The organism is Cohnella zeiphila (assembly GCF_014212055.1).
Lineage (GTDB): Bacteria > Bacillota > Bacilli > Paenibacillales > Paenibacillaceae > Cohnella > Cohnella zeiphila.
The window spans coordinates 161,845-182,161 of sequence record NZ_JACJVO010000033.1 but is presented as its reverse complement, the minus strand read 5'-3'; the positions used below and the strand labels follow the sequence as shown (position 1 = coordinate 182,161).

The window sequence follows — 20,317 nt, the reverse complement described above, 5'->3', positions numbered from 1 at the left end:
TGGAAAGCATGAAGAGACGCAAGAGCAAAGCCATTCTATCCGTCCTGATCGGTCTCCCTCTCGTATTGTCCGCCTGCGGCGGAAACCAGGAAGAGAGCGCCGGCAATACTCCTTCGTCGGCATCTGCCAGTCAAGGGGGCGAGGAGGGGAGTCCGAGTCCAAGCGGCACCGCACAGGCGGATCCTTTCGGGAAATACGATCCGGCGGTCTCCATTACGGCGGCCAGACCGGTCGGCAAGCCTTCGGAAGGCGACGCCAACAACCCTTACAATCGACTGTTCCAACAAGAGCTGGGAATCAAAGTCGCCTATGATTGGACCGCGCCCAACAATTCGTACGATCAGAAGCTAAGTGTCTCCATGGCCTCCGGGGAGCTGCCCGATCTGTTCTGGGTGAACGCCAATCAGCTCGCGCAGCTTGTGGAGGCGGGACAGGTCGAGGATTTGTCGGCTGTGTACGACAAGTACGCTTCGCCGTTGACGAAGAAAATCATGACGGAGGCGGCGAATCAGCTGGACTCGGCCAAATTCGACGGCAAACTGTACGCGCTGCCTTACACGAGCTCGCCGTACGATCAATCCCAGTTCATGTGGATCCGCACCGACTGGCTGAAAAAGCTGAATTTGCCGGAGCCGAAAACCATGGCTGACGTGCTCCAATTGTCCGACGCGTTCACCCATAACGATCCGGACGGAAACGGCAAGAACGATACGTACGGACTGGCCATCAACAAAAATCTGACGACGGCCTTCTACACGGTCATCACCGGCTTGATGAACGGTTATCACGCTTATCCGGACATATGGATCAAGGATTCGTCGGGAAAGCTGGCATACGGAAGCATCCAGCCGGAAGTGAAGCAAGCGCTCGCGGAGCTGCAGAAGCTGTATCAATCGGGACAGATCGATAAGGAGTTCGGGGTGCAGGACGAATCGAAAGTGATCGGTTCTATCGACAAGTTCGGCATTTTGTTCGGTTCGTTGTATGCCCCGGTCAGCGGCATGAACGCCGTCAAGGACCAACATCAAGATATGGATTGGCAAGCCTATCCCGTTCCTTCCATCGACGATGACCCGGCGAAAGTGCAAACGACGCTGGGCGTTCAATCCTATTACGTCGTCAAAAAAGGATATGCGCATCCGGAAGCGCTGATCAAGCTGATGAACACGCACCTTGAGTATGACTTTGGCGACGGCGAGAGAGCGGATCAGTACAGGGAGAAGCTCAAGGCGCTGTCGGGCGGCAACGAATTTGTCGTGGACGATAACGATGCCGTTGTCGGCGGAGAGCCGCCAACCAAAAATTACGACGAATACGTGGCCATCAACCAAGCGTTGCAGTCCAACGATCCGAGCAAGCTCGGCCCGTCCATGAAAGCTCCGTACGATCAAGTATCGGCGTATTTGAAAGGGGATACCGAGAATTTGGGCCTGAATTGGGCCTTTGCCAAAATCTTCGGTCCGCAGAGCGCGGAGTCCGTGGAAGGACATTACTTGGATCAGCAATTGTTTATTCCCGATGCGTTCTACGGCGCGCCGACACCTACGATGAGAGACAAAATGGCGGCGCTGAACAAGATGGAGGTCGAAACGTTTACCAAAATCATCATGGGCGCGGCCTCCGCGGATGAGTTCGATAAATTCGTAGAGGATTGGAAGAAGCTTGGCGGAGAACAAATCACGAAGGAAGTAAACGATTGGGCGGCAAGTCGATAAGACGCTGGAACGGGGCCGTTAAAGAGAATCCGTCTTTTAACGGCCTTCGCTTTTCAAATACAAGGCAGGGCGGATCGGGGTGTACGGGAGATGAATGCCAGGCTGAAGCGGGAGCTGCCTCTTTATTTATTGATCCTTCCGGGCGTTTTGTTGGTTCTCGTCTACAATTACGTTCCGATGCTCGGCAGCGTTATCGCCTTTCAGAAATTCGTGCCGGCATTGGGCGTCTTCAAGTCCAAATGGATCGGGCTGGATAACTTTCAATACTTGTTCGCATTGCCCAGCTTCGAGCAGGTGTTATGGAATACGGTTTTGATCGCTTGCATGAAAATCGCGGCGGGGCTTATCGTTGCGATTGCCGTCGCCGTCTTTTTGAACGAGATGCTTCATGAAAAAATGAAGAGGCTGGTTCAGACTTTTATCTATTTGCCCCATTTTCTATCCTGGGTCGTTTTGGGCGGCATCTTGATCGAGATTTTGTCTCCCAATGGCGGGATTGTAAACCGAATATTGGCGGGGCTCGGCATCAACCCGATTTTTTTCCTCGGAAGCAATCATTGGTTCCAACCGACATTGGTCGTATCGGACGTATGGAAGGAATTCGGCTTCGGCACCATCGTCTTTTTGGCCGCGATCACCGGGATCGATCCGGCGTTGTATGAATCGGCCGAATTGGACGGGGCGAGCCGGCTGCGCAAAATGCGGCATATCACGCTTCCGGGCTTGGCTTCCACCATCGTTCTCATGATGACGTTGAGTCTTGGCAACGTACTGAATGCCGGGTTCGATCAAATCTTCAATTTGTACAGTCCGGTGGTCTACCAGAGCGGAGATATTCTGGATACGATGGTTTACCGGATCGGATTCGAGGATGCCCAGTATGGCGTCGCGACGGCGCTGGGCATGTTCAAATCCGTCGTCTCGCTGCCGCTGATCTCGGTTGCTTATTGGCTGGCGTACCGTTTCGCGAACTACCGGATTTTCTAACGAAGGCGGGGGCAACCGAATGAATTCGCATAAGTCGTTTCACCTGTTCAACTATGCCTTTTTCATCGTACTAAGCTTGCTCTGTCTATTGCCGATCGTTCACGTGTTGGCCGAATCGTTCAGCTCCAATTCCGCGGTCACGTCCGGAATGGTCGATTTATGGCCTGTCGATTTTACGCTGGATTCTTATCGGTACGTTCTCTCGAAGCCGGAGCTTTACCGCGCGTTCGGAATTTCCGTCGAGCGTCTCGCCGCGGGAACGCTGATCAATCTTGTACTGTGCGTCATGATCGCTTATCCGCTCTCCAAAGAAGTGAAGTCCTTTCGAGCGAGAACGTTTTTTGCCTGGTTCTTTGTGTTTACGATGCTGTTCAACGGCGGCCTCATTCCGAGCTATATGGTCGTACGTTATACGGGCTTGCTGGATTCGATCGGGGCTCTTACCTTGTCCAACGCGGTCAATGTTTTTTTTGTCGTCCTGATGCTGAACTTCTTCCGGGGATTGCCCAAGGAGTTGGAGGAAGCGGCATTCGTGGACGGTGCGGGGCATTGGACGACGTTATGGCGGATTTACGTTCCTTTGTCCACGCCTTCGATCGCGACGATCGCCTTATTCTCGATGGTGTTCCATTGGAACTCCTGGTTTGACGGGTTGATCTTCATGAATTCGCCGGACCATTATCCGTTGGCCAGCTATCTGCAAACCGTGGTCAACGTTTCGCTGCAGCAGTTGATGGAGCAGGGAGACTTGAACAACCTGGTGGAAGTGTCCGACCGTACCGCGAGAGCGGCCCAAATTTTGGTTACGACAGCCCCGATTTTGGTCGCCTATCCGTTCCTTCAACGATACTTCGTCAAGGGGATCGTCCTCGGCAGCGTGAAGGGGTAGAGCATGACCATGAAATAACCAAGTTGGATTTTCACGCAAAGGGAGAGATGGACGCGATGAAAGCATTGCAAATTATCGGAAAAAACGACTATCGGATCGTGGACTTGGAGGTTCCGGCCATTGGCGATCATGAGGTGCTGGTGGAGATCCGGATCGTCAGCACCTGTCCGCGCTGGGATCTGAACATGATGGGCGGAAGGGATATGTTCCGGCTTGATTCCGAGCCGGCGTATCCGCTGCCTCCCGGTTGGCCCGGACATGAGATGGCCGGCTTCGTTGCGGCCGTCGGGCGCGGCGTGAAGGAGCTTCGGATAGGAGACCGCGTCGCGGCGCTCAATCACATCGAAGGCAACGGGGCGTACGCGCAGTATTTGGCCTATCGCGAAGAAGAATTGATCAAGCTTCCGGACGAAATCTCCTTTGAGCAGGCCGCTTCCTTCGAATTGCTTCAATGCGTCGTGACCGGATTGCTGCAATTTTCCGATCTCAAGGGCAAATCGATCCTTGTATCCGGCCTGGGGCCGGCGGGGATTTTGGCTGTTCAGGCCGCGAAGCTGTGGGGGGCTTCCCGGGTTGTCGGAATCGATATGAACGAGGAGCGGTTGGCGTTCGTTCGGGAGAAGGGCTGGTGCGAAGCCGTTCACGTGAAAGATCTTGGAGACCTGCGGTTCGACCTGGGATACGACTGCGTGGGCGATGCGGCCTCGGTGCAAAACGTGCTCGACCACACGGACGATCACGTCGTCATCTTCGGCGTGTTACGAGGAGAAGTGAAGTACGGGGCGCAGCTGTGGTTCAAGGGCACCCGGTTGGAGTCTTACCGCTATCAGCCTTTGGGCAAGAAGGAACGCAAGCTGCTGCTCGATCTTGTGGTTCATAAAGGGCTCGACACCCAAGTCCTGCAGAGCGTACACGGTTCGTTCGCGCGGTATCGCGAAGCGGTCGACCTGCTGAGGAACCAGCAGGCCATCAAAGTGTATTTTTATCCGCAGACGGACTTTGAATAAGGAGGGGATCGATTGAAAGCGCGAGCGGTCGTTTTTACCGATAAGCTGAAGGTTGAATTCCGCGAAGTTGCCGTTCCCGAACCGGGCCCCCACGAGGTCGTCCTCGATCTCGACTATTCCTGGATCAGCATTGGGACGGAATCTTCCTTCCTGCGCAAGGAACGGATAGGCGGCGAAGTCAGATGGAAGGAAGGCGACCCATCTCCCTTTCCGCATGTGCCGGGCTATCAGAAGACCGGGACGATTCGTCATGCGGGGGCGGAAGTGCGGGGGCTGAAGCCGGGGGATCGGGTATTCGCCACGTCGAGCAAGGTGGAACAGATGGTTTTCCCGACGGGCGGACATGTCAGTCCGGCCGTCACCCACAGCAGTCAAGTCTGGAAGCTCCCGGAAGGAGCCGATCCTCTGGCCTACTGCGGGATGGTATTGACCCAGGTGGGATATAACTGCGGGCAGCGGGCGCCGGTCGCTCCGGGAAGCACGGCGGTCGTCATCGGCGACGGCCTTGTCGGTCAATGGACGGCGCAAACCTTGCTTCACCGCGGCGCCGACGTCATCGTCCTCGGACGGCACGACGAACGGCTTGCCTATCTGGCTCCGGAAGTTCGCAGGATCAATGCCAAGAAGGAGCAAGCCGCGGCCGCTCTTTCCGAATACGAGGGGCAAATCCATATCGTTGCCGATACGGTTGGCGCCATCGATACGTTCCATGAGCTGCAGCCGCTTATGGCGAGGGAAAGTCATTTGGTGTCCGCGGGCTTCCTCGGCGAGCGAGGACTCATCGATATCCAGGGGCTTCGCGAGCAGGAGATCACCTTGCATTGTCCGTCTGGCGCAACCGGGCAGCGGATGGACGCAACCTTGGCCGCCATTCAAGAAGGCTGGCTTCGGACAATTCCCTTGATCACTCATCGTTTCCCCGTTCAACAAGCTGCGGAGGCTTGGAGCGTGATCCTCGATCCGAAGCAGGTTTGCTTGGGCGTGATTCTGGAATGGCCGAGATAGAAGCAGGGCAGAGAAGGGGGCGGCGCAAGTGAATTCAAGATTGTCGGACAATCTGAACGGCAGTCCGGACAACTATATTCTCCCGTTTTTTTGGCAGCGCGGCGAAGACCAAGGGACGATCCGGGAAGAAATCGCGAGAATTCAGGAGGCGGGAATTCAAGCGCTCTGCGTGGAGGCGCGTCCCCATCCGGACTTCGTCGGTCCGACATGGTGGGAAACGATGGATGCGATCCTGAACGAAGCGCGAAGCCGCGGCATGAAAGTATGGGTATTCGACGACGATCACTATCCGACCGGACGCGCCGTCGGGCGATTGATCGGGGCGCCGAGAGAGCTGCGCCGGCTGTTCCTCCGCGAGCATCATATCGATGCGATCGGCCCGATGAAGAGCGCTTCGTTTTCCTTGAGACAGCCCGGCTGGCTGGACAGGCAGGAAGAAGACGACAAGCTGATCGGAGTCACGGCGGCCCGCCGTCATCCTCAAAGCGGCGAACTGACGGGGGAACTGCTGGATGTCAGCGAATTCGTTCATGGCGACAGGTTGATCTGGGACGTTCCCGAAGGCTTCTGGCGTATTTTTGTCATGGCGGAAACGCCGATCGGAGGAGACCCGAACAAACAAGATTACGTGAACTATATCGTCCCGGAATCCGTTCGCGTGCTGATCGACACGGTATACGAACGATTCTATGAACGGTACAGGGAGGATTTCGGCAAGACGTTCGCGGGCTTCTTCTCCGACGAGCCGGGCTTCTACAACGATCCTGCACCGGGCTTCGATTCGAAGCTGGGGAAGAGCATGCCGCTGCCGTGGAGCGGGGAGCTGCATGCCTTGCTGCGCGAACGTGTCGGACCGGAGTTCGCGAAGCTGCTTCCTCTGCTCTGGCATGAGGGCGGCAAGAGAACGCAAGCGCTGCGGTATACGTATATGGATCTGGTCAGCCGGCTGTACGCCAAGCACTTCGCCGAGCAAATCGGCGACTGGTGCCGAAGCCATGGCGTCGAATATATCGGTCACCTGATCGAGGACAATAACGCGCATACCCGATTGGGCGTCGGTGCCGGTCATTTCTTCCGGGCGCTCCGGGGACAGGACATGTCGGGCGTCGATGTCGTGCTGTGGCAGCTCGTGCCGGGCTTCGACGAAACGCCGTTCACCTGGTGCGCGGGGGAGACGGACAGCGAATTTTTCCACTACGGCTTGGCAAAGCTGGCTTCCTCGCTCGGACACCTTGACCCGAAGAAAAAGGGAAGAACCGTCGCCGAGGTGTTCGGCGCTTACGGCTGGGCCGAAGGGTTGAAGCTGATGAAATGGATGACCGATCACATGCTGGTGCGGGGCGTCAATCACTTCATCCCTCATGCGTTCTCCCAGAAGGAGTTTCCCGATCCGGACTGTCCTCCTCATCTGTATGCCCGAGGGCAAAATCCGCAATTCCGCTATTACCGCATCCTGAATGAATACACGAATCGGATGGCCCACTTGCTCAGCGGGGGACGTCATGTGGCGTCGGTCGCCGTATTGTACCATGCGGAGGCGGAATGGTCCGGGGAATCGATGTCCTTTCATAAGCCGGTCAAAGAGCTGCTGCGCAATCAGATCGACTGCGATGTCGTTCCGATCGATTATCTGCTTGAATCGGCAGTTCCGGAAGAGGCGAAGCTCCGCATCCATGAAGAAACCTTCGACTGTTTGGTGATCCCTTACAGCGAAGCGCTGCCTCGCGATCTGTTTCTTCGCTTATTCGTCTATGCCAGGCAAGGATTGCCGCTCGTATTCGTGGACGGCTACCCCGTTCGATCGAGCGAAGGCGAAGAGGTGGCCGAGATCATCGAGACCTTGTCCGAATTATCCAAAGTCCGCTGCGTGAAGTTGGACGAATTGGCGACGTCATTGAAGGGGCAGGGGGTACGCAAGATCGAGATAAGCGGCGCTCATCCCTATTTGCGGCATTATCATTACGTCCATTCCGATCTCGACGTGCATATGTTCTTCAACGAGCATCCTTACGAGGAGATAAAGACGGCGGTCGAATTGCCGGCTCCAGGAGACGTTCTCCAATATGACGCGTTTCGCAATGAGCTGTTCTTCGTCGACGGGCAGTTTCGGCAGGGCCGATTTGGTATGAGTCTGAACCTTTCTCCCTACGAATCGGCAACCTTTATCGCCGGCGAGAAGGAAGTCATGCAACTCTGCAATGCCAAGAGGGAAGCCATCCATACGGAAACGAACATAAGTATCGCAACCCTTGAAGGACCCTGGACGCTCTCCATGGCTTCTTCAGAACAGTATCCCAGGTTCCAACACGCGGGCAAGCTCACGGAGCTTCAGGATATGAGCGCTCCCGGCAGGTTTCCCGCTTTTTCCGGCACCTTCCGATACGAGTCGCAATTGGACTGGACCCCGGCAGAAGGACCGGTATGGTTGGATCTGGGCGAAGTCTGCGAGACGGCGCAAGTCTGGGTCAATGATAGGGCGGCAGGCATTGCCATCTGTCCGCCTTACCGATTTGAAGTCGGCAGCCGGCTGCGTGAAGGTTCAAATACAATCGTTATCGAAGTCACCAACACCCTTGCGAAGAAGGTGTCCGATCCGTTTTCCCGTTTTGCCCAGTGGGAACCCAGCGGTTTGATCGGCCCCGTTCGGCTCATCGATAACAGGAGCTAATCTGTCGAAGGACAAAACGATATTCCTATCCATCCGCGCTCCTGCGCGGTTTTTTCTTTTTTTGCGAAAGGCTATTGTTCGCTCCAGCTGTTTCTGCTAAGATGATCCTAACTTATTAAAATGATTTAATAAGTCTCGCGATTAACGAATGAAGGAGCATCCGGAACATGACGCCAAAAGAGATGAAGAAAGCGATTGTTCATCGCATTCGCGCGGGACTCATTACGATGGGAAGCGCCACAAAGGCCGAGCTCAGCCAGAGGCTGGGAATCAGCTTCCCGACGATCAGCAAGTTTCTGGCGCAGATGGAAGAGGACGGAGAAATCCGGTACGCGGGCGATGACGATTCCAGCGGAGGCAGGAGAGCCAAGCGGTTCACCTACGATCCCGAATATATGTTGGGCCTGGCGATCTTTATCGAGAAATCGGAGACGAATTATTCGGTCTTTAATTGCGTCGGCGAGATCAAGGAACAAGGCACATTGCCAAGCATACTGCAGCAAGATACGCAAAAGCTGGCGGATGTCATTGAGTCCTTGATCGAGAAATATCCCAAGCTTCGTTCCATTGCAATCGGAGTGCCCGGCGCGGTAAACAACGGGAAAATCATCTTTATCCCTTACACGCAGTTCACGGATTACGATTTAAAAGAGATGTTCGAGTCCCAGTTCCAAATCCCGGTCGTGGTCGAGAACGATATGAACGCCTCTGTGCTTGGTTACGCGACGAAGCTGGAGATCGAGAACGAATCGCTGGTGTATCTATATTTCGGGCAGAACGGACCCGGCTCCGGAATTATGATCAATGGAGACGTGGTGCGGGGGAGTACGTTTTTCTCGGGCGAGATTTCCTTCGTTCCGCAGTATGATAACCGCTCCTTCCTGCAAGCTCTGCAGCAAGGGAAGCCCAATAGCCGGGTCGTTCTGACCGAGGAGAATCAGATCGATGCCGTCGCCCGTTTAATCGCGACGTTCGCCGCCATTACCAATCCTCAGGCGGTCGTGTTCTGCGACGACGAGGTGGACGAATCTCTCTTGGCCCGGATCGCCGACAGGAGCGCCGCGTATATTCCGCGCGAGCATTTGCCGGCCCTCATCATGAGCAATTGGAGACAGGATTATTTAGCCGGCTTGCAATATTTGGCGCTCGAGCAGATGGTTGCGGAATGATGAAGGGATGAGGCGTGATCGACGGCCTCTCTGAAGGAGATGCACGGGGACTTCTGCATGAGACTCCGGCCCGGTTCGGGAAAGAAAATTCCGCAAAGCTCATGGGGTATCAAATGGCTGTCGCCTACACGGGCTCGACCGTTCTTCCGCCGCTCTTCGGTTTCATCGCAACCCATACGAGCATCGCCTTCTTTCCGTTTATTTTGGTTGCATTCCTGTTTGCCATGTGGATGAGTTCGGAGAGCGTTAACCGCAAGATCAAAAATACGAACGCCGTCAGAGGAGCAGAAATATCGCAAGCTGAAGGATCTTAAACGGAATGAGCAAGGGCATCCGTCCGGGTGCCTTCCTGCTTTGCTTCATTTGGCTTATTTCTCCCGTATTGCCTCCCATATAACGGATGTCCAAATAGTAAGGATCACGAAAAAAAGAAGTCCCCGGGGGAGAGCGGGGACTTTTTGATGTGCGAAGCAGATGATCAAATCACAGATTCCGATCATGAGAATGCATCGTCTTCCGGCCGGCCAAGTCGTACACTTGCTGTAAGAAGGAGGAGACGCCATGTTGACGGAGCAGGTCTTTGTTGGAAGCGTATTTCTGGCCGGCATCTTCTCGTTTTTCTCCCCCTGCATTCTGCCGCTGCTGCCCGTCTACATCGCACAGCTAGGCGGCACTGCGCCCGGGGATCGGAACAAGGCGGTCATGTTCGGCCGGCTGCGGCTTCATCCGGCGCTGATCGGCAATACGATGTTTTTTGTCCTCGGCGTCTCGTTCGTGTTCGTCCTGCTCGGCTTCGGTGCGGGTGCGCTGGGTAATGTTATCAACGCGTCCTGGTTCATGCGGGCGTGCGGTCTGCTCGTCATCGCGTTCGGGATTTTCCAGACGGGCGTGATCCGGCTGCCGTTCCTGCAGCGGGAGCGCAGATGGTCGGTCGATTGGAGCGGCAAAAAAGGCTTCGCCGCTTCCTTGCTGCTGGGCTTTACGTTCAGCTTCGGCTGGACGCCGTGCATCGGGCCGGTGCTGACGGCGGTGCTCAGCCTGTCGGCGGGCGAAGGCTCGGCCTGGCAGGGCGGCGGCTATATGATCGTATACGCCCTCGGCCTCGCCATTCCGTTCCTCATTCTGGCGCTGTGCTCGGATTTGCTGCTTGGGCGGCTAAGGAGGCTGAACCGTTATACGACCGCCGTGAAGATCGTGTCCGGCATTCTTCTCATCGTCATGGGCGCGCTCTTGATGACCAACGACCTGGACCGCATCGTCACGGCGATCTGACGCTTTATCGACAAGGAGGAGTTACCATGAGCAGGAAATGGAAGCTGGCGGCGACCGCCATCGCCTTGATCGCCATGCTGTTCGGGCTTGCCGCCTGCGGGAGCCAAGGTCCGGAGACGGATCTGCCAGCCGGTCCCGCGGCGGTGAAGAACAAAGGATCGGCGGCGCCGTCGTTCGACCTGAAGGACGTGGACGGCAACGAGGTGTCCCTCGCCAGTCTCGCCGGGCAGAAAGTATACGTGAAATATTGGGCGTCCTGGTGTCCGATCTGCCTCGCCGGCATGGACGAATTGAACACGCTGGCCGGTCAGGACAACGACTTCAAGGTCATCACGATCGTCAATCCGAACTACAAGGGAGAGCAATCGGAAGAGGATTTCAAGGAATGGTTCAAAGGGCTGCAGGCGGAGAATACGGCCACCAACGTAACCGTCCTGCTCGACGACGACGGCAAGCTGGCGCAGAAATTCGGCATTCGCGGCTATCCGACGTCTCTGTACATCGGCTCGGACGGCGTGCTCGTCAAAAGCTCGCCCGGCCACAACACGAACGATGCCATTACGGAGGAATTCACGCACATTTCCTGACGCACAGGGATCGAATCTGTTGCAACAAGCAGGGAAAACATGGCTTAATAGGGGGAGGAGAAGCTTGTGAAGCGAATCGCTTATGCATGTGCTTTAATCTCCGTCCTGTTGCTGTCCGCATGCGGCAGCCGGGCGGACTCCGGCAATTCGTCCAATGCGGCGGCGCCGGAGCAAGGGGCCGGCGCGTCCGTCGTAACGGCCGCCGCGGAGGCGGACGGCGGGACGACAACGACGAGATCGCCGAATCCGAACGACAACATCGATTATTCGCACAGCAACCTGAAGACGATTTATTTGGCCGGAGGCTGCTTCTGGGGCATCGAGGCTTACGTGGAGCGCATTATCGGCGTGCAGGACGTCACCGTCGGTTACGCCAACGGAACCGGCGAGAATCCGACTTACGAGGACGTCGTGCGCGGCGACCGAGGCTTTGCCGAGACGGCCGAGGTCAAGTATGATCCGGCCAGGCTGCCGCTGCCCGAGCTGCTGACCGACTTCTTCAAGGTCATCAATCCGACGAGCGTGAACAAGCAGGGCAACGACGTCGGCATCAATTACCGGACGGGCATCTATTACACCGACAAAGCCGATCTGCCCGTCATCAACGAAGTCGTCGCCAAGGAGCAGAAGAAGTATTCGAAGAAGATCGTCACGGAAGTGCTTCCGCTGCAGAACTACTATCTCGCCGAGGAATACCACCAGAACTATCTGGACAAAAACCCGGACGGCTACTGCCACGTCGACTTGTCCGTGCTGGACCAGGTGAACGACAAGCCGGTGAAGGTCGATCCTTCACTGTACTCGCGGCCGAGCGACGCTGAGCTGAAGACGAAGCTGACGGACGCCCAATATGCGGTCGCCGTGCTCAATGACACGGAAACGGCGTTCTCCAACGAGTATTGGGATAACTTCGATCCCGGCATCTATGTCGACGTGGCGACAGGCGAACCGCTGTTCTCCAGCAGCGACAAATACGATGCCGGCTGCGGCTGGCCCAGCTTCACGAAGCCGATCGATCCGGACGTCGTAACCTACCATGAAGATACAAGCTTCAATATGGTGCGCACCGAAGTGCGCAGCCGGGTCGGCGATATCCATCTGGGCCATGTGTTCGACGACGGCCCGGAGGATAAAGACGGGAAAAGATACTGCATTAACAGCGCCTCGATCCGGTTCGTCCCGCTTGCGGACATGGAGAAGGACGGCTACGGCTATTTGACCGCGGCCGTCAAATAAGGTTAGCTTAAGGGGAATTTGCCGATGTACACGCTGCTGATCGTGGAGGACGAAGAGCTGGTCAGAACCGGCATCCGGCGGCTCGTTCCGTTCGAGGAGTTCGGCATCACGACCATCCTGGAAGCGGGCAACGGGGAGGAAGGGCTTCGGCTCTTCCTCGCCCACCAGCCCGATCTCGTGCTGCTCGACATCAACATTCCGAAGCTCAGCGGACTGGAATTGGCCGCCAAGGCCAAGGAGAGCCGGACCGGCGTCAAGATCGCCGTCATTACCGGCTACGACTATTACGATTACGCGGTGACCGCGCTGAAGCTCGGCATCGACGACTACGTGCTGAAGCCGGTGTCGAGGGGCGACGTGTACGAGGTGCTCCGCAAGCTGGTCGACAAACTGCGCGCCGAACGGCAGCAGTCGGAATTGCGGCTTCTGGTCGGCGAGATGATGTCGGCCCGCGGGAATCCCGACGAATCCGACGCCAAAACCGCGATCGCCCAGTCGATCGAGGACAACATCGGCAATCCGGAGTTCAACTTGACCGCGCTTGCCGAACGGCAGGGCTTCAGTCCCGGCTATATGAGCGTGCTGTTCAAGCGGCTGTTCAATGTCGCTTTTCAGGATTATGTGCTGTCCGTACGACTGGAGCGCGCCAAGCTCCAGCTGCTCATGACCGACATGAAGATGTACGAGATCTCGGCGGCGCTCGGCTTCGACAATCCGAACTATTTCAGCGCCGCCTTCAAAAGAAAATTCGGGCTGTCGCCCCTTCAATACCGGGAAAGGACGAAGCATCCGTGAGCCGATTTCCACGTTCCCTCCAGTTCCGTATCTCATGGGTGTATGCGCTGATCAGCTTCGTGACGATCGTTATCATGGGAGCCGTTCTGTACGTCGGCATCTCCAGAGTGGTGCTGAACGATTCGATCCGCTCGTCGCAGATGGCGATCTCCAAGAGCGGGACGCTCGTGGAAATGTACGTGGAACGGCTCAAGGTGCTGTCCACCCTGCTTGCCCATAATCCCCAGACGATTCAGGCGCTCTCTTCCCCGACGCAAAACGGGGAGCAGGGCGTATTGCAGTTTATCGACACCGTGCTGACCTCCGACCCCAACATCAAGTCGGTCATCGTCGTCGGCAAGGAAGGCTACGTGCTCTCCAACGAGAAAAAGCTGAACATGACGCGTTCCTCCGACATGATGAACGAGCCATGGTATGTCGCCGCGATCAACAGCAGCATGCCGGCACTGACCTCGGCGCGGATGCAAAATTTTTCGATGGACAAGAACAATTGGGTCATCTCCATGAGTCAGGAGATCAAAGATGCCGACGGCGGCAATCTCGGCGTCGTGCTTCTGGACATCGAGTACAGGGGAATCGAGAGCTTCCTGAACGACCTGGACCTCGGCAAGCAAGGGTTCGCGTTCATTATCAACAGCAAGGGCGGCATCGTCTACCATAAGGATCCCGCGTACTTCACCGACGCGGATAAGCAGGCCCGGCTGAGAGACATCGTCAAGACGGAGAAAGGCTACATTCCTTCGCAGAACAGGCTGGTGTACCAAACGAAGCTGCCGGGTACCGACTGGACGCTGGTCGGCGTCAACTCGCTGGACGGATTGCGGCAGATCCGCGACCAGTTGATGCGCTCCATCGCCATCGTCGGCATCGGCCTGCTGCTGCTTATCCTGGCGGCGGCTCCGTTCCTGGCCAAGGGCATTACCCGGCCGATCCATCGGCTGCAGCAGGCGATGGCGAAGATGAAGAGCGGCTCGCTGGAGGTCAGCGTCGCGGAGACGGGCTTGACGGAGGTGCAGGGACTCGCCCAGCAATTCAACGCGACGGTGCTCGAAGTTCGGCGGCTGATGCGGGAAGTGGAGGCGAAGGAGAAGGCGCTGCGCGGCTACGAGCTGAGCGTCCTGCACAGCCAGATCAATCCTCATTTTCTCTACAATACGCTGGACACGATAGTCTGGATGGCGGAATTCAACGAGAGCGATCGCGTCATCTCGACGACGAAGGCGCTGGCCAAGTTTTTTCAACTGTCGCTCAGCGGCGGCAGCGAGACGACGACGATCGAGAGCGAGATGAACCATGCGGCCCAATATTTGTTTATCCAGAAGGAACGGTACGGCGAGAAGCTGCAGTATCGGATCGACTGGGACCGCGAACTGTCGGAGCGCGTCATTCCCAAGATCATCCTGCAGCCGCTCATCGAAAACGCGATTTATCACGGCATCCGCGAGAAGGACGGGCCCGGGCTGGTGGAGATCCGCTGCGGCCGCGACGGCGACGGCAATGTGATGTTCATCGTGCGGGACGACGGCGTCGGCTTCGATCCCTCGTTGCGCCTTAAGCGAAAGGGAGCCGAAGCCGACGAGCTTCCCGATAGCGCAGGCTCTCTCGCGCCGCCCAAGCTGGGCGGCGTGGGCATCCGCAACGTCGACGATCGGCTCAAGTTGTATTACGGGCCCGAGTACGGCGTCCGGATCGACTCCCGTCCCGGGGAAGGGACGACGGCGAAGATCGTCATTCCGCATTAATTTTCTAGCGTCCATCCTTGAATTTGTCTTGCTCAAACGGATCTGGGCAAGGCTAACAAACGCTTAAGGTTGTCGTCAATAAATTGATTATCGTCCCTGTTGATTCCGCGGCCGGCAAAATGTCCCCAGATCGACGGGATCGGATTCAAAACAGCGTGAGGGATAAGCTTGGCCTCGTATTCGTTATCGTCCGCCGTGCAAAAGAGATCCGTACTCCCCGGCATGACGCAGGCGAGCGCTTGGATGCTTTTGAGCGCCTTATCGAAATCTCCGTTATAGGAGGGGTTTGCGCTAATATCCGCATTTTGGCCTGTCCATAACATGGCCAGGACATTGTGCGGATCCATCTTCATAAAGCTGCCTTCCCAGACGCCGGCTACAAAATCCGCCAATGTGTCAAATCCCAGCTCACGATAAAGTTCCTCTCGATAAAACGCCTGCGAGACTCCCCATCCCGCATAGACACGGCCGACGGCACGCATGTCTTCCGAAGTCAATCGGTTAAGTTTACTTGAATCGAAGCCGACTGCAGCCATGAGCGAAGCTTTCATTCCGTCCAAGACCATAAACGTATGGGGCCATGTCTTGGCAACTCCGGCGAAGGGCGCAATTCGTTCCACCATGTCCGGGTAACTTGCCCCCCATTGGAACGCTTGAATGCCACCCATCGACCATCCGACTACGAGAGCGATTTTTCGAATGCCGAATTTTTCGGTCACCAGCCGATGCTGGAATTGAACGTTGTCATAAATGGTTACCTGCGGAAAATGTGCCCGATCGAAAGGGGGAGGCGTATTGCTCGGAGACGAAGATAAACCGTTGCCCAACAGATTGGGAACGATAATGAAGTATTTCCGAGGATCCAGCGCCATGCCGTTTCCAATCAGCCATTCATTCTGAACATGCCGGTCGCCGAAAGCAGTCGGATAGACGATGACATTATCTTTCTTTTCATTTAATGTTCCATAAGTCTTATAAGCAAGAAAAGCGTCCGGTAACGTCGCTCCCGATTGCAAGGTTACGTCGCCCAAATCAAAAATCTCATAATCCATCGCATGATCTCTCCCTTCTTGTTAGTAGTATAGATCTGTGATACCCTCAATAAAAGTGAATGAAATTCAAAGCAACATTCAATATCATTGACAGCAAAAGGGGGAGCTGACGATGGAGTTGCGCCAACTGAATACGTTCCGCACGGTCGCATCCACTTTAAATTTCAGTCGGGCTGCGGAAGCGCTGAGCTACGTCCCCTCCAACGTCACGATGCAAATGAAAGCATTGGAGGATGAGCTTGGCGTTCGTCTCTTTGATCGCTTGGGCAAGCAGCTCGTTCTCACAACTGCGGGCAACCGCTTCTTAACTCATATCCAAGACGTACTAAACAAATTGGACGAAGCTCGCAGCGTCGTTCATGACAATGAAAATCTAAGCGGCACCCTAACGATAAGCGCCAACGAGGTTCTTTGCGCCTATCGGCTTCCAGGCGTCTTTCATCGGTTTCGTTCGCGCTATCCGGGAGCGCGTCTCATCTTCCGCTCCGTATCCAATCAGCAGCTCAAGCAAACGCTCTTTGAGGGAACCGCGGATGTCGTCTTTATGCTGGACGAGCCTATTCGCTCAACGGGTCTTGCAGTCGAACCGTTGCTGGAAGAAACGTTCCGCTTTTTCGCCGCTCCGGACCATCCGCTTGCGAAACGAACGGTACTGCAGCTCGAGGATTTTCACGGAGAAGTGTTCCTGACGAACGAAAAGGGTTGTACGTACCGAACCCTGTTTGATCGGTCTTTTGAGAAAGAGGGTGTCGACAGCATTACGTATTTGGAGTTTCAAAATGCCGAAGCCATTAAACAATGCGCCATTACGGGAATCGGAATTGCCTTTCTGCCTGAAATAACGGCGAAAGCCGAAGTCGGGCGGGGCGAGCTTGTTGCTCTTCCCTGGCAAATTCCGGACCTGCACGTGCATACCCAGATGCTATGGCATAAGGACAAGTGGCTTTCGCCAATCGTGTCGGCTTTCATAGAAGCGGCAAGGGAGGTTCTCGGCAACCATTCCGATGAAGAGGAGATGAAACCATGACGGCTTACGAGAAGCCGAACGTGACGAGGAGCGAGATCGAGGAAGTGCTGCGAAATCACCTCGGACCGGGCGCGGCCGAGATTGCGCCGCTCGCCGGCGGCAACCTGAGCAGCGCGTTTTCGTTCGTCCACGATGGCAGAGGCTATGTCTTGAAATTCAGCGATCTGGCCGGCGCGTACGAGACGGAACGTTTTGTCTCCGGCTTGCTGTCGGGCCGGGGCATTCCTGTTCCGAAATGTATGGCGCTCGGGAAAACCGGCCGGTTGGCCTACGTGATCATGGAGCGAATCGAAGGGCGCAATCTCGCCGAATACACGGCAGAGGAGCAAGCCCGTCTATTGCCGGAACTGATCGGCATCTTGACGAGCCTGGCCGATGCGGATGTCGGGGCAACGAACGGGTATGGGTGGATCCGGCCTGACGGCAACGGAGCCTACGCGTCCTGGAAAGACTTTGCCGTTGCCGTCTATGCGGAAGATCAAACGGGGACGTTCTGGGACAATTGGCATGAACTCTATCGGACGTCTTGCTTGGAGAGAGACGTTTTCGAAGAAATCTATACCCGCATGCTGGCCTACGTCCCGTATAATGAGCCGTATAGAAGCTTTATCCACGGAGATTTTCACCAATGGAATATGTTGACGGACGGCGAGCGGATTACCGGCATTATCGACGGCAACTGCCTGTACGGCGATTTTCTCGTGGACCTTGCGATTCTCGACCGGCATATGCCGTGGGGCGGCGTCGTTCAGGCATACCGAGACCGTCAAGAGAAAGCCGGCGTTGCGATTCCGGATTTCAAAGAGCGGCTGTACGGCGCCTATTATTTCAAGGGGCTCGACGGGCTTCGCTTCTACGCGAAGATGGGATGGCAGGAGGCCTATCAAAGCACGCGCCGATTTCTTTTGAACCTGGAAGATTAGCTTTCAAAAGGAGCGATCGTTGATGAAACAGGCACATAGCGAGGAAAAGCCGAACGTCGTGCAAGAGCCGTATATCCCGTTCGTCGAGAATGCTTCGTACCCCGTCCGGAGCGGAAATGCGGTTCGTCCGCTCGTGGACTCCGCTCCCGCTTTCCGGCGCATCTGCGAGGCCGTCGAAGCGGCGCAGGTCAGTGTCTGGCTGTCCGTTACGTTCTGGGCGCCGGATTATCAAATGCCGGACGGCCGCGGGACGCTGCTTGACGTGCTGGACCGCGCGGCCGCGCGGGGTGTCGACGTCCGCATCGTCTTCTGGCGTCCGAATCCGGAGAGCAGCGGCTACGGCCAAGCCTTCGCGGGAACCCCGGCCGACCGCGAATGGCTCGCAACGCGCGGACCGCGGCTGAAGGCCCGCTGGGACCGCGCCTACGGCTACTACTGCCAACACCAAAAATTTTGGCTGATCGATGCGGGCCATCCGTCCGAGACCGCCTTCGTCGGCGGAATCAATCCGACCTACGGAACCTTTGAACCCGGCCATGCGGGCATAGGGCATCGCCACGATATCTACGTCGAAGTGAGCGGCCCTTCCGCAACCGACGTTCATCACAACTTCGTCCAGCGGTGGAACGAGGCCAGCGAGAGAAGGGAGCGGGACGGGACGTGGGGCGGCGGAGCAGACGAGGTCATGGCTTTCCCCGATCGTATATCCGCCGCGCGAGGCGACATTTTGCTGCAAATGCAGCGGAACGTATACAAAGAACGCTATTACGGCAGTCAGCCGACTCCAGGAGGCAAACCCTTCGGCTTAGCGGAAGGTGAGCGGACTCTTCTGGAACAGTACAAGCAGGCGATCGACGCCGCCCGCCGCTCCGTCTACATCGAGAATCAGGCCATTCCGGTTCCGGAAATAGCGGCACATCTGGAGGAGGCTCTGCGGCGCGGAGTGGAGGTGGTGCTGCTTGTGCCGGCCGAGCCGGAAGGGCATGTGCGGGAATACCGGAAAAATCCGGACAAGCGAAGCTTCTTCGAACACATGGAAGCGCTCGGACGATACGAGCGCTTTACGCTAGCCGGCATAGCCGGGCCGAACGGAGACGGGGGACGCGGCAGCATCTATGTGCATGCCAAAATCATGCTGATCGACGACGCTTGGGCGACGATCGGCTCCTGCAATCTTCATTCGAATTCGCTTTACGGCCATACGGAGCTGAATGCGACGTTCTGGAACCCGGAGGCCGTTCGCGCGCTGCGCGGCCAACTGCTCTCCGAGCATTTGGACCGGGATACGTCCGGGATGGACGATCGCGAGGCGCTGCGGCTTTACCGAACCATCGCCGGAGAGAACCGGCGGAGGGGAGAGAGCGGAGACTTCGCATGGCAGGGGCTCGCCTTCGAACTGAATCCGGCGGAATACGGATTGGAACTATCGTTCCTGTTGACATGACTCCATATAGTGTCCTATAATCAAGACACCATTTGGTGTCAGGAAAGGAGCGATGCACATGTCCTATGCCGTTGATTTCAAAAATGTGTCTACGATTGGTTTGGAGTCTTCGCCCGTGGCGGAAGCGCTTGCCGGATTGCGCGCGAATGAAGCCCGTTATTTCATGAACAAATACAAGCGCGAATTTACGGTTGTACCCGCTGGCGAAAGCCAGGATACCCTGATCTATGTAAACCGCATTTTGAAAGAAGAACGAGGTCTTGAATTTGCGGCCAAGCCCTTGGAGACGTCGCGCCTTCAAGTGGAAAATATCGATTGGACCTTCGTCTTTTATGAGGACGGACTTGAGGTCAACGTGTTGTATACGATTGACGATCCGAAGAAGCGCGCGGTCGGCTTCAAGCTTTCCGAGGGGATGGAAGTACCGAAGGAGCTGGCAGAAGCGAAGTTTAAGTTTGCCACCCAGAAGTCCAAACTGGCCGGAACGATTCGCGGCTCGTTTTTTGTCATCAAAGGAGAATATTAAATCAATAACACTTCATCGGCCCATTCGGAGAGTGCCGACTTCCGGAAGAGAATGTAAACTTTCATCCTCATGAATCAAGAGGGGGATGGAGGTTTTGCACGTTCATTTTGAAGGTAGCCGGAAAGCGCTATAAAGCTCTGAGCCAAGAGACGAAAAACTTCGCGGGCAGAAGAAGCGCTCCAAGGATCGCCTGTCAGGGCGTCGTTGGAGTGCTTCTTTTTCGGATTCGCCATCACATAACCGGATGGACGTCATCTTGGATATGCATTTTAC

The 20,317-nt window shown here is 56.2% G+C and carries 17 protein-coding genes and 1 pseudogene; 17 read left to right on the top strand and 1 reads right to left on the bottom strand.

The features are described from left to right. The first annotated feature begins 8 nt into the window (after nt 1–8). From H7C18_RS26645 to H7C18_RS26585, 13 genes and pseudogenes are all read left to right on the top strand, one after another. A complete protein-coding gene (locus H7C18_RS26645) occupies nt 9–1,715 on the top strand; it encodes an extracellular solute-binding protein (RefSeq protein ID WP_185132164.1) in 1,707 nt (568 codons plus the stop codon). Nucleotides 1,716–1,805: 90 nt separating this feature from the next. Then, nucleotides 1,806–2,702: an ABC transporter permease gene (locus H7C18_RS26640; protein ID WP_185132163.1), complete on the top strand. Its 897-nt coding sequence runs from the start codon at nt 1,806–1,808 to the stop codon at nt 2,700–2,702. A 19-nt stretch (nt 2,703–2,721) separates the two neighbouring features. Further along, nucleotides 2,722–3,591, top strand: a complete 870-nt coding sequence (locus H7C18_RS26635) for a carbohydrate ABC transporter permease (protein ID WP_185132162.1) — start codon at nt 2,722–2,724, stop codon at nt 3,589–3,591. Nucleotides 3,592–3,647: 56 nt separating this feature from the next. Further along, complete coding sequence (locus tag H7C18_RS26630; RefSeq protein ID WP_185132161.1) at nt 3,648–4,598, top strand: zinc-dependent alcohol dehydrogenase; 951 nt, start codon at nt 3,648–3,650, stop codon at nt 4,596–4,598. 12 nt (nt 4,599–4,610) lie between these two features. Continuing rightward, nucleotides 4,611–5,603, top strand: coding sequence for an alcohol dehydrogenase catalytic domain-containing protein (locus H7C18_RS26625; protein WP_185132160.1), 993 nt, complete (start codon nt 4,611–4,613; stop codon nt 5,601–5,603). A gap of 28 nt (nt 5,604–5,631) precedes the next feature. Continuing rightward, complete coding sequence (locus H7C18_RS26620) at nt 5,632–8,271, top strand: glycosylhydrolase-like jelly roll fold domain-containing protein (protein ID WP_185132159.1); 2,640 nt, start codon at nt 5,632–5,634, stop codon at nt 8,269–8,271. Nucleotides 8,272–8,438: 167 nt separating this feature from the next. Continuing rightward, nucleotides 8,439–9,440: an ROK family transcriptional regulator gene (locus tag H7C18_RS26615; protein ID WP_185132158.1), complete on the top strand. Its 1,002-nt coding sequence runs from the start codon at nt 8,439–8,441 to the stop codon at nt 9,438–9,440. A 47-nt stretch (nt 9,441–9,487) separates the two neighbouring features. Continuing rightward, nucleotides 9,488–9,754 (top strand): annotated as a pseudogene (locus H7C18_RS26610) (hypothetical protein); the annotation flags it as partial. Nucleotides 9,755–10,001: 247 nt separating this feature from the next. Further along, nucleotides 10,002–10,712, top strand: coding sequence for a cytochrome c biogenesis CcdA family protein (locus H7C18_RS26605; protein WP_202887486.1), 711 nt, complete (start codon nt 10,002–10,004; stop codon nt 10,710–10,712). 26 nt (nt 10,713–10,738) lie between these two features. After that, the gene (locus H7C18_RS26600; RefSeq protein WP_185132157.1) at nt 10,739–11,299 is read left to right on the top strand and encodes a TlpA family protein disulfide reductase; all 561 of its coding nucleotides are present in this window, start codon (nt 10,739–10,741) and stop codon (nt 11,297–11,299) included. 66 nt (nt 11,300–11,365) lie between these two features. Next, nucleotides 11,366–12,535 (top strand): peptide-methionine (R)-S-oxide reductase MsrB, encoded by a 1,170-nt coding sequence (msrB, locus tag H7C18_RS26595; protein WP_185132156.1) that lies wholly within the window; start codon nt 11,366–11,368, stop codon nt 12,533–12,535. Nucleotides 12,536–12,559: 24 nt separating this feature from the next. Continuing rightward, entirely contained in the window at nt 12,560–13,330 is a 771-nt protein-coding gene (locus H7C18_RS26590) for a response regulator transcription factor (RefSeq protein WP_185132155.1), read from the top strand. Continuing rightward, a complete protein-coding gene (locus H7C18_RS26585; protein ID WP_185132154.1) occupies nt 13,327–15,072 on the top strand; it encodes a cache domain-containing protein in 1,746 nt (581 codons plus the stop codon). The genes H7C18_RS26590 and H7C18_RS26585 overlap by 4 nt, the downstream gene beginning before the upstream one ends. A gap of 32 nt (nt 15,073–15,104) precedes the next feature. On the opposite strand, the gene H7C18_RS26580 is transcribed toward H7C18_RS26585, so the two are convergent. After that, a complete protein-coding gene (locus tag H7C18_RS26580) occupies nt 15,105–16,124 on the bottom strand; it encodes an alpha/beta fold hydrolase (RefSeq protein ID WP_185132153.1) in 1,020 nt (339 codons plus the stop codon). Between the two features lie 112 nt (nt 16,125–16,236). Here H7C18_RS26580 and H7C18_RS26575 point away from each other — a divergent pair, with 112 nt between their 5' ends. From H7C18_RS26575 to H7C18_RS26560, 4 genes are read left to right on the top strand one after another with little or no spacing between them, the layout of a single operon-like run. Next, complete coding sequence (locus tag H7C18_RS26575) at nt 16,237–17,151, top strand: LysR family transcriptional regulator (RefSeq protein ID WP_185132152.1); 915 nt, start codon at nt 16,237–16,239, stop codon at nt 17,149–17,151. Then, nucleotides 17,148–18,074, top strand: coding sequence for a phosphotransferase family protein (locus tag H7C18_RS26570; RefSeq protein ID WP_185132151.1), 927 nt, complete (start codon nt 17,148–17,150; stop codon nt 18,072–18,074). Before H7C18_RS26575 ends, H7C18_RS26570 begins: the two co-directional genes overlap by 4 nt. 22 nt (nt 18,075–18,096) lie before the next feature. Continuing rightward, complete coding sequence (locus H7C18_RS26565; RefSeq protein WP_185132150.1) at nt 18,097–19,518, top strand: phospholipase D-like domain-containing protein; 1,422 nt, start codon at nt 18,097–18,099, stop codon at nt 19,516–19,518. A gap of 58 nt (nt 19,519–19,576) precedes the next feature. Then, nucleotides 19,577–20,044 (top strand): phage tail protein, encoded by a 468-nt coding sequence (locus H7C18_RS26560; RefSeq protein ID WP_185132149.1) that lies wholly within the window; start codon nt 19,577–19,579, stop codon nt 20,042–20,044. Nucleotides 20,045–20,317: the final 273 nt, after the last annotated feature.

Excerpts from the sequence above, each read along its gene's own strand:
- H7C18_RS26645 (WP_185132164.1), top strand. The coding sequence starts at position 9 with ATGAAGAGACGCAAGAGCAAAGCCATTCTATCCGTCCTGATCGGTCTC.
- H7C18_RS26640 (WP_185132163.1), top strand. The coding sequence starts at position 1,806 with ATGAATGCCAGGCTGAAGCGGGAGCTGCCTCTTTATTTATTGATCCTT.
- H7C18_RS26635 (WP_185132162.1), top strand. The coding sequence starts at position 2,722 with ATGAATTCGCATAAGTCGTTTCACCTGTTCAACTATGCCTTTTTCATC.
- H7C18_RS26630 (WP_185132161.1), top strand. The coding sequence starts at position 3,648 with ATGAAAGCATTGCAAATTATCGGAAAAAACGACTATCGGATCGTGGAC.
- H7C18_RS26615 (WP_185132158.1), top strand. The coding sequence starts at position 8,439 with ATGACGCCAAAAGAGATGAAGAAAGCGATTGTTCATCGCATTCGCGCG.
- H7C18_RS26605 (WP_202887486.1), top strand. The coding sequence starts at position 10,002 with ATGTTGACGGAGCAGGTCTTTGTTGGAAGCGTATTTCTGGCCGGCATC.
- H7C18_RS26600 (WP_185132157.1), top strand. The coding sequence starts at position 10,739 with ATGAGCAGGAAATGGAAGCTGGCGGCGACCGCCATCGCCTTGATCGCC.
- H7C18_RS26590 (WP_185132155.1), top strand. The coding sequence starts at position 12,560 with ATGTACACGCTGCTGATCGTGGAGGACGAAGAGCTGGTCAGAACCGGC.
- H7C18_RS26580 (WP_185132153.1), bottom strand. The coding sequence starts at position 16,124 with ATGGATTATGAGATTTTTGATTTGGGCGACGTAACCTTGCAATCGGGA.
- H7C18_RS26575 (WP_185132152.1), top strand. The coding sequence starts at position 16,237 with ATGGAGTTGCGCCAACTGAATACGTTCCGCACGGTCGCATCCACTTTA.
- H7C18_RS26570 (WP_185132151.1), top strand. The coding sequence starts at position 17,148 with ATGACGGCTTACGAGAAGCCGAACGTGACGAGGAGCGAGATCGAGGAA.
- H7C18_RS26565 (WP_185132150.1), top strand. The coding sequence starts at position 18,097 with ATGAAACAGGCACATAGCGAGGAAAAGCCGAACGTCGTGCAAGAGCCG.
- H7C18_RS26560 (WP_185132149.1), top strand. The coding sequence starts at position 19,577 with ATGTCCTATGCCGTTGATTTCAAAAATGTGTCTACGATTGGTTTGGAG.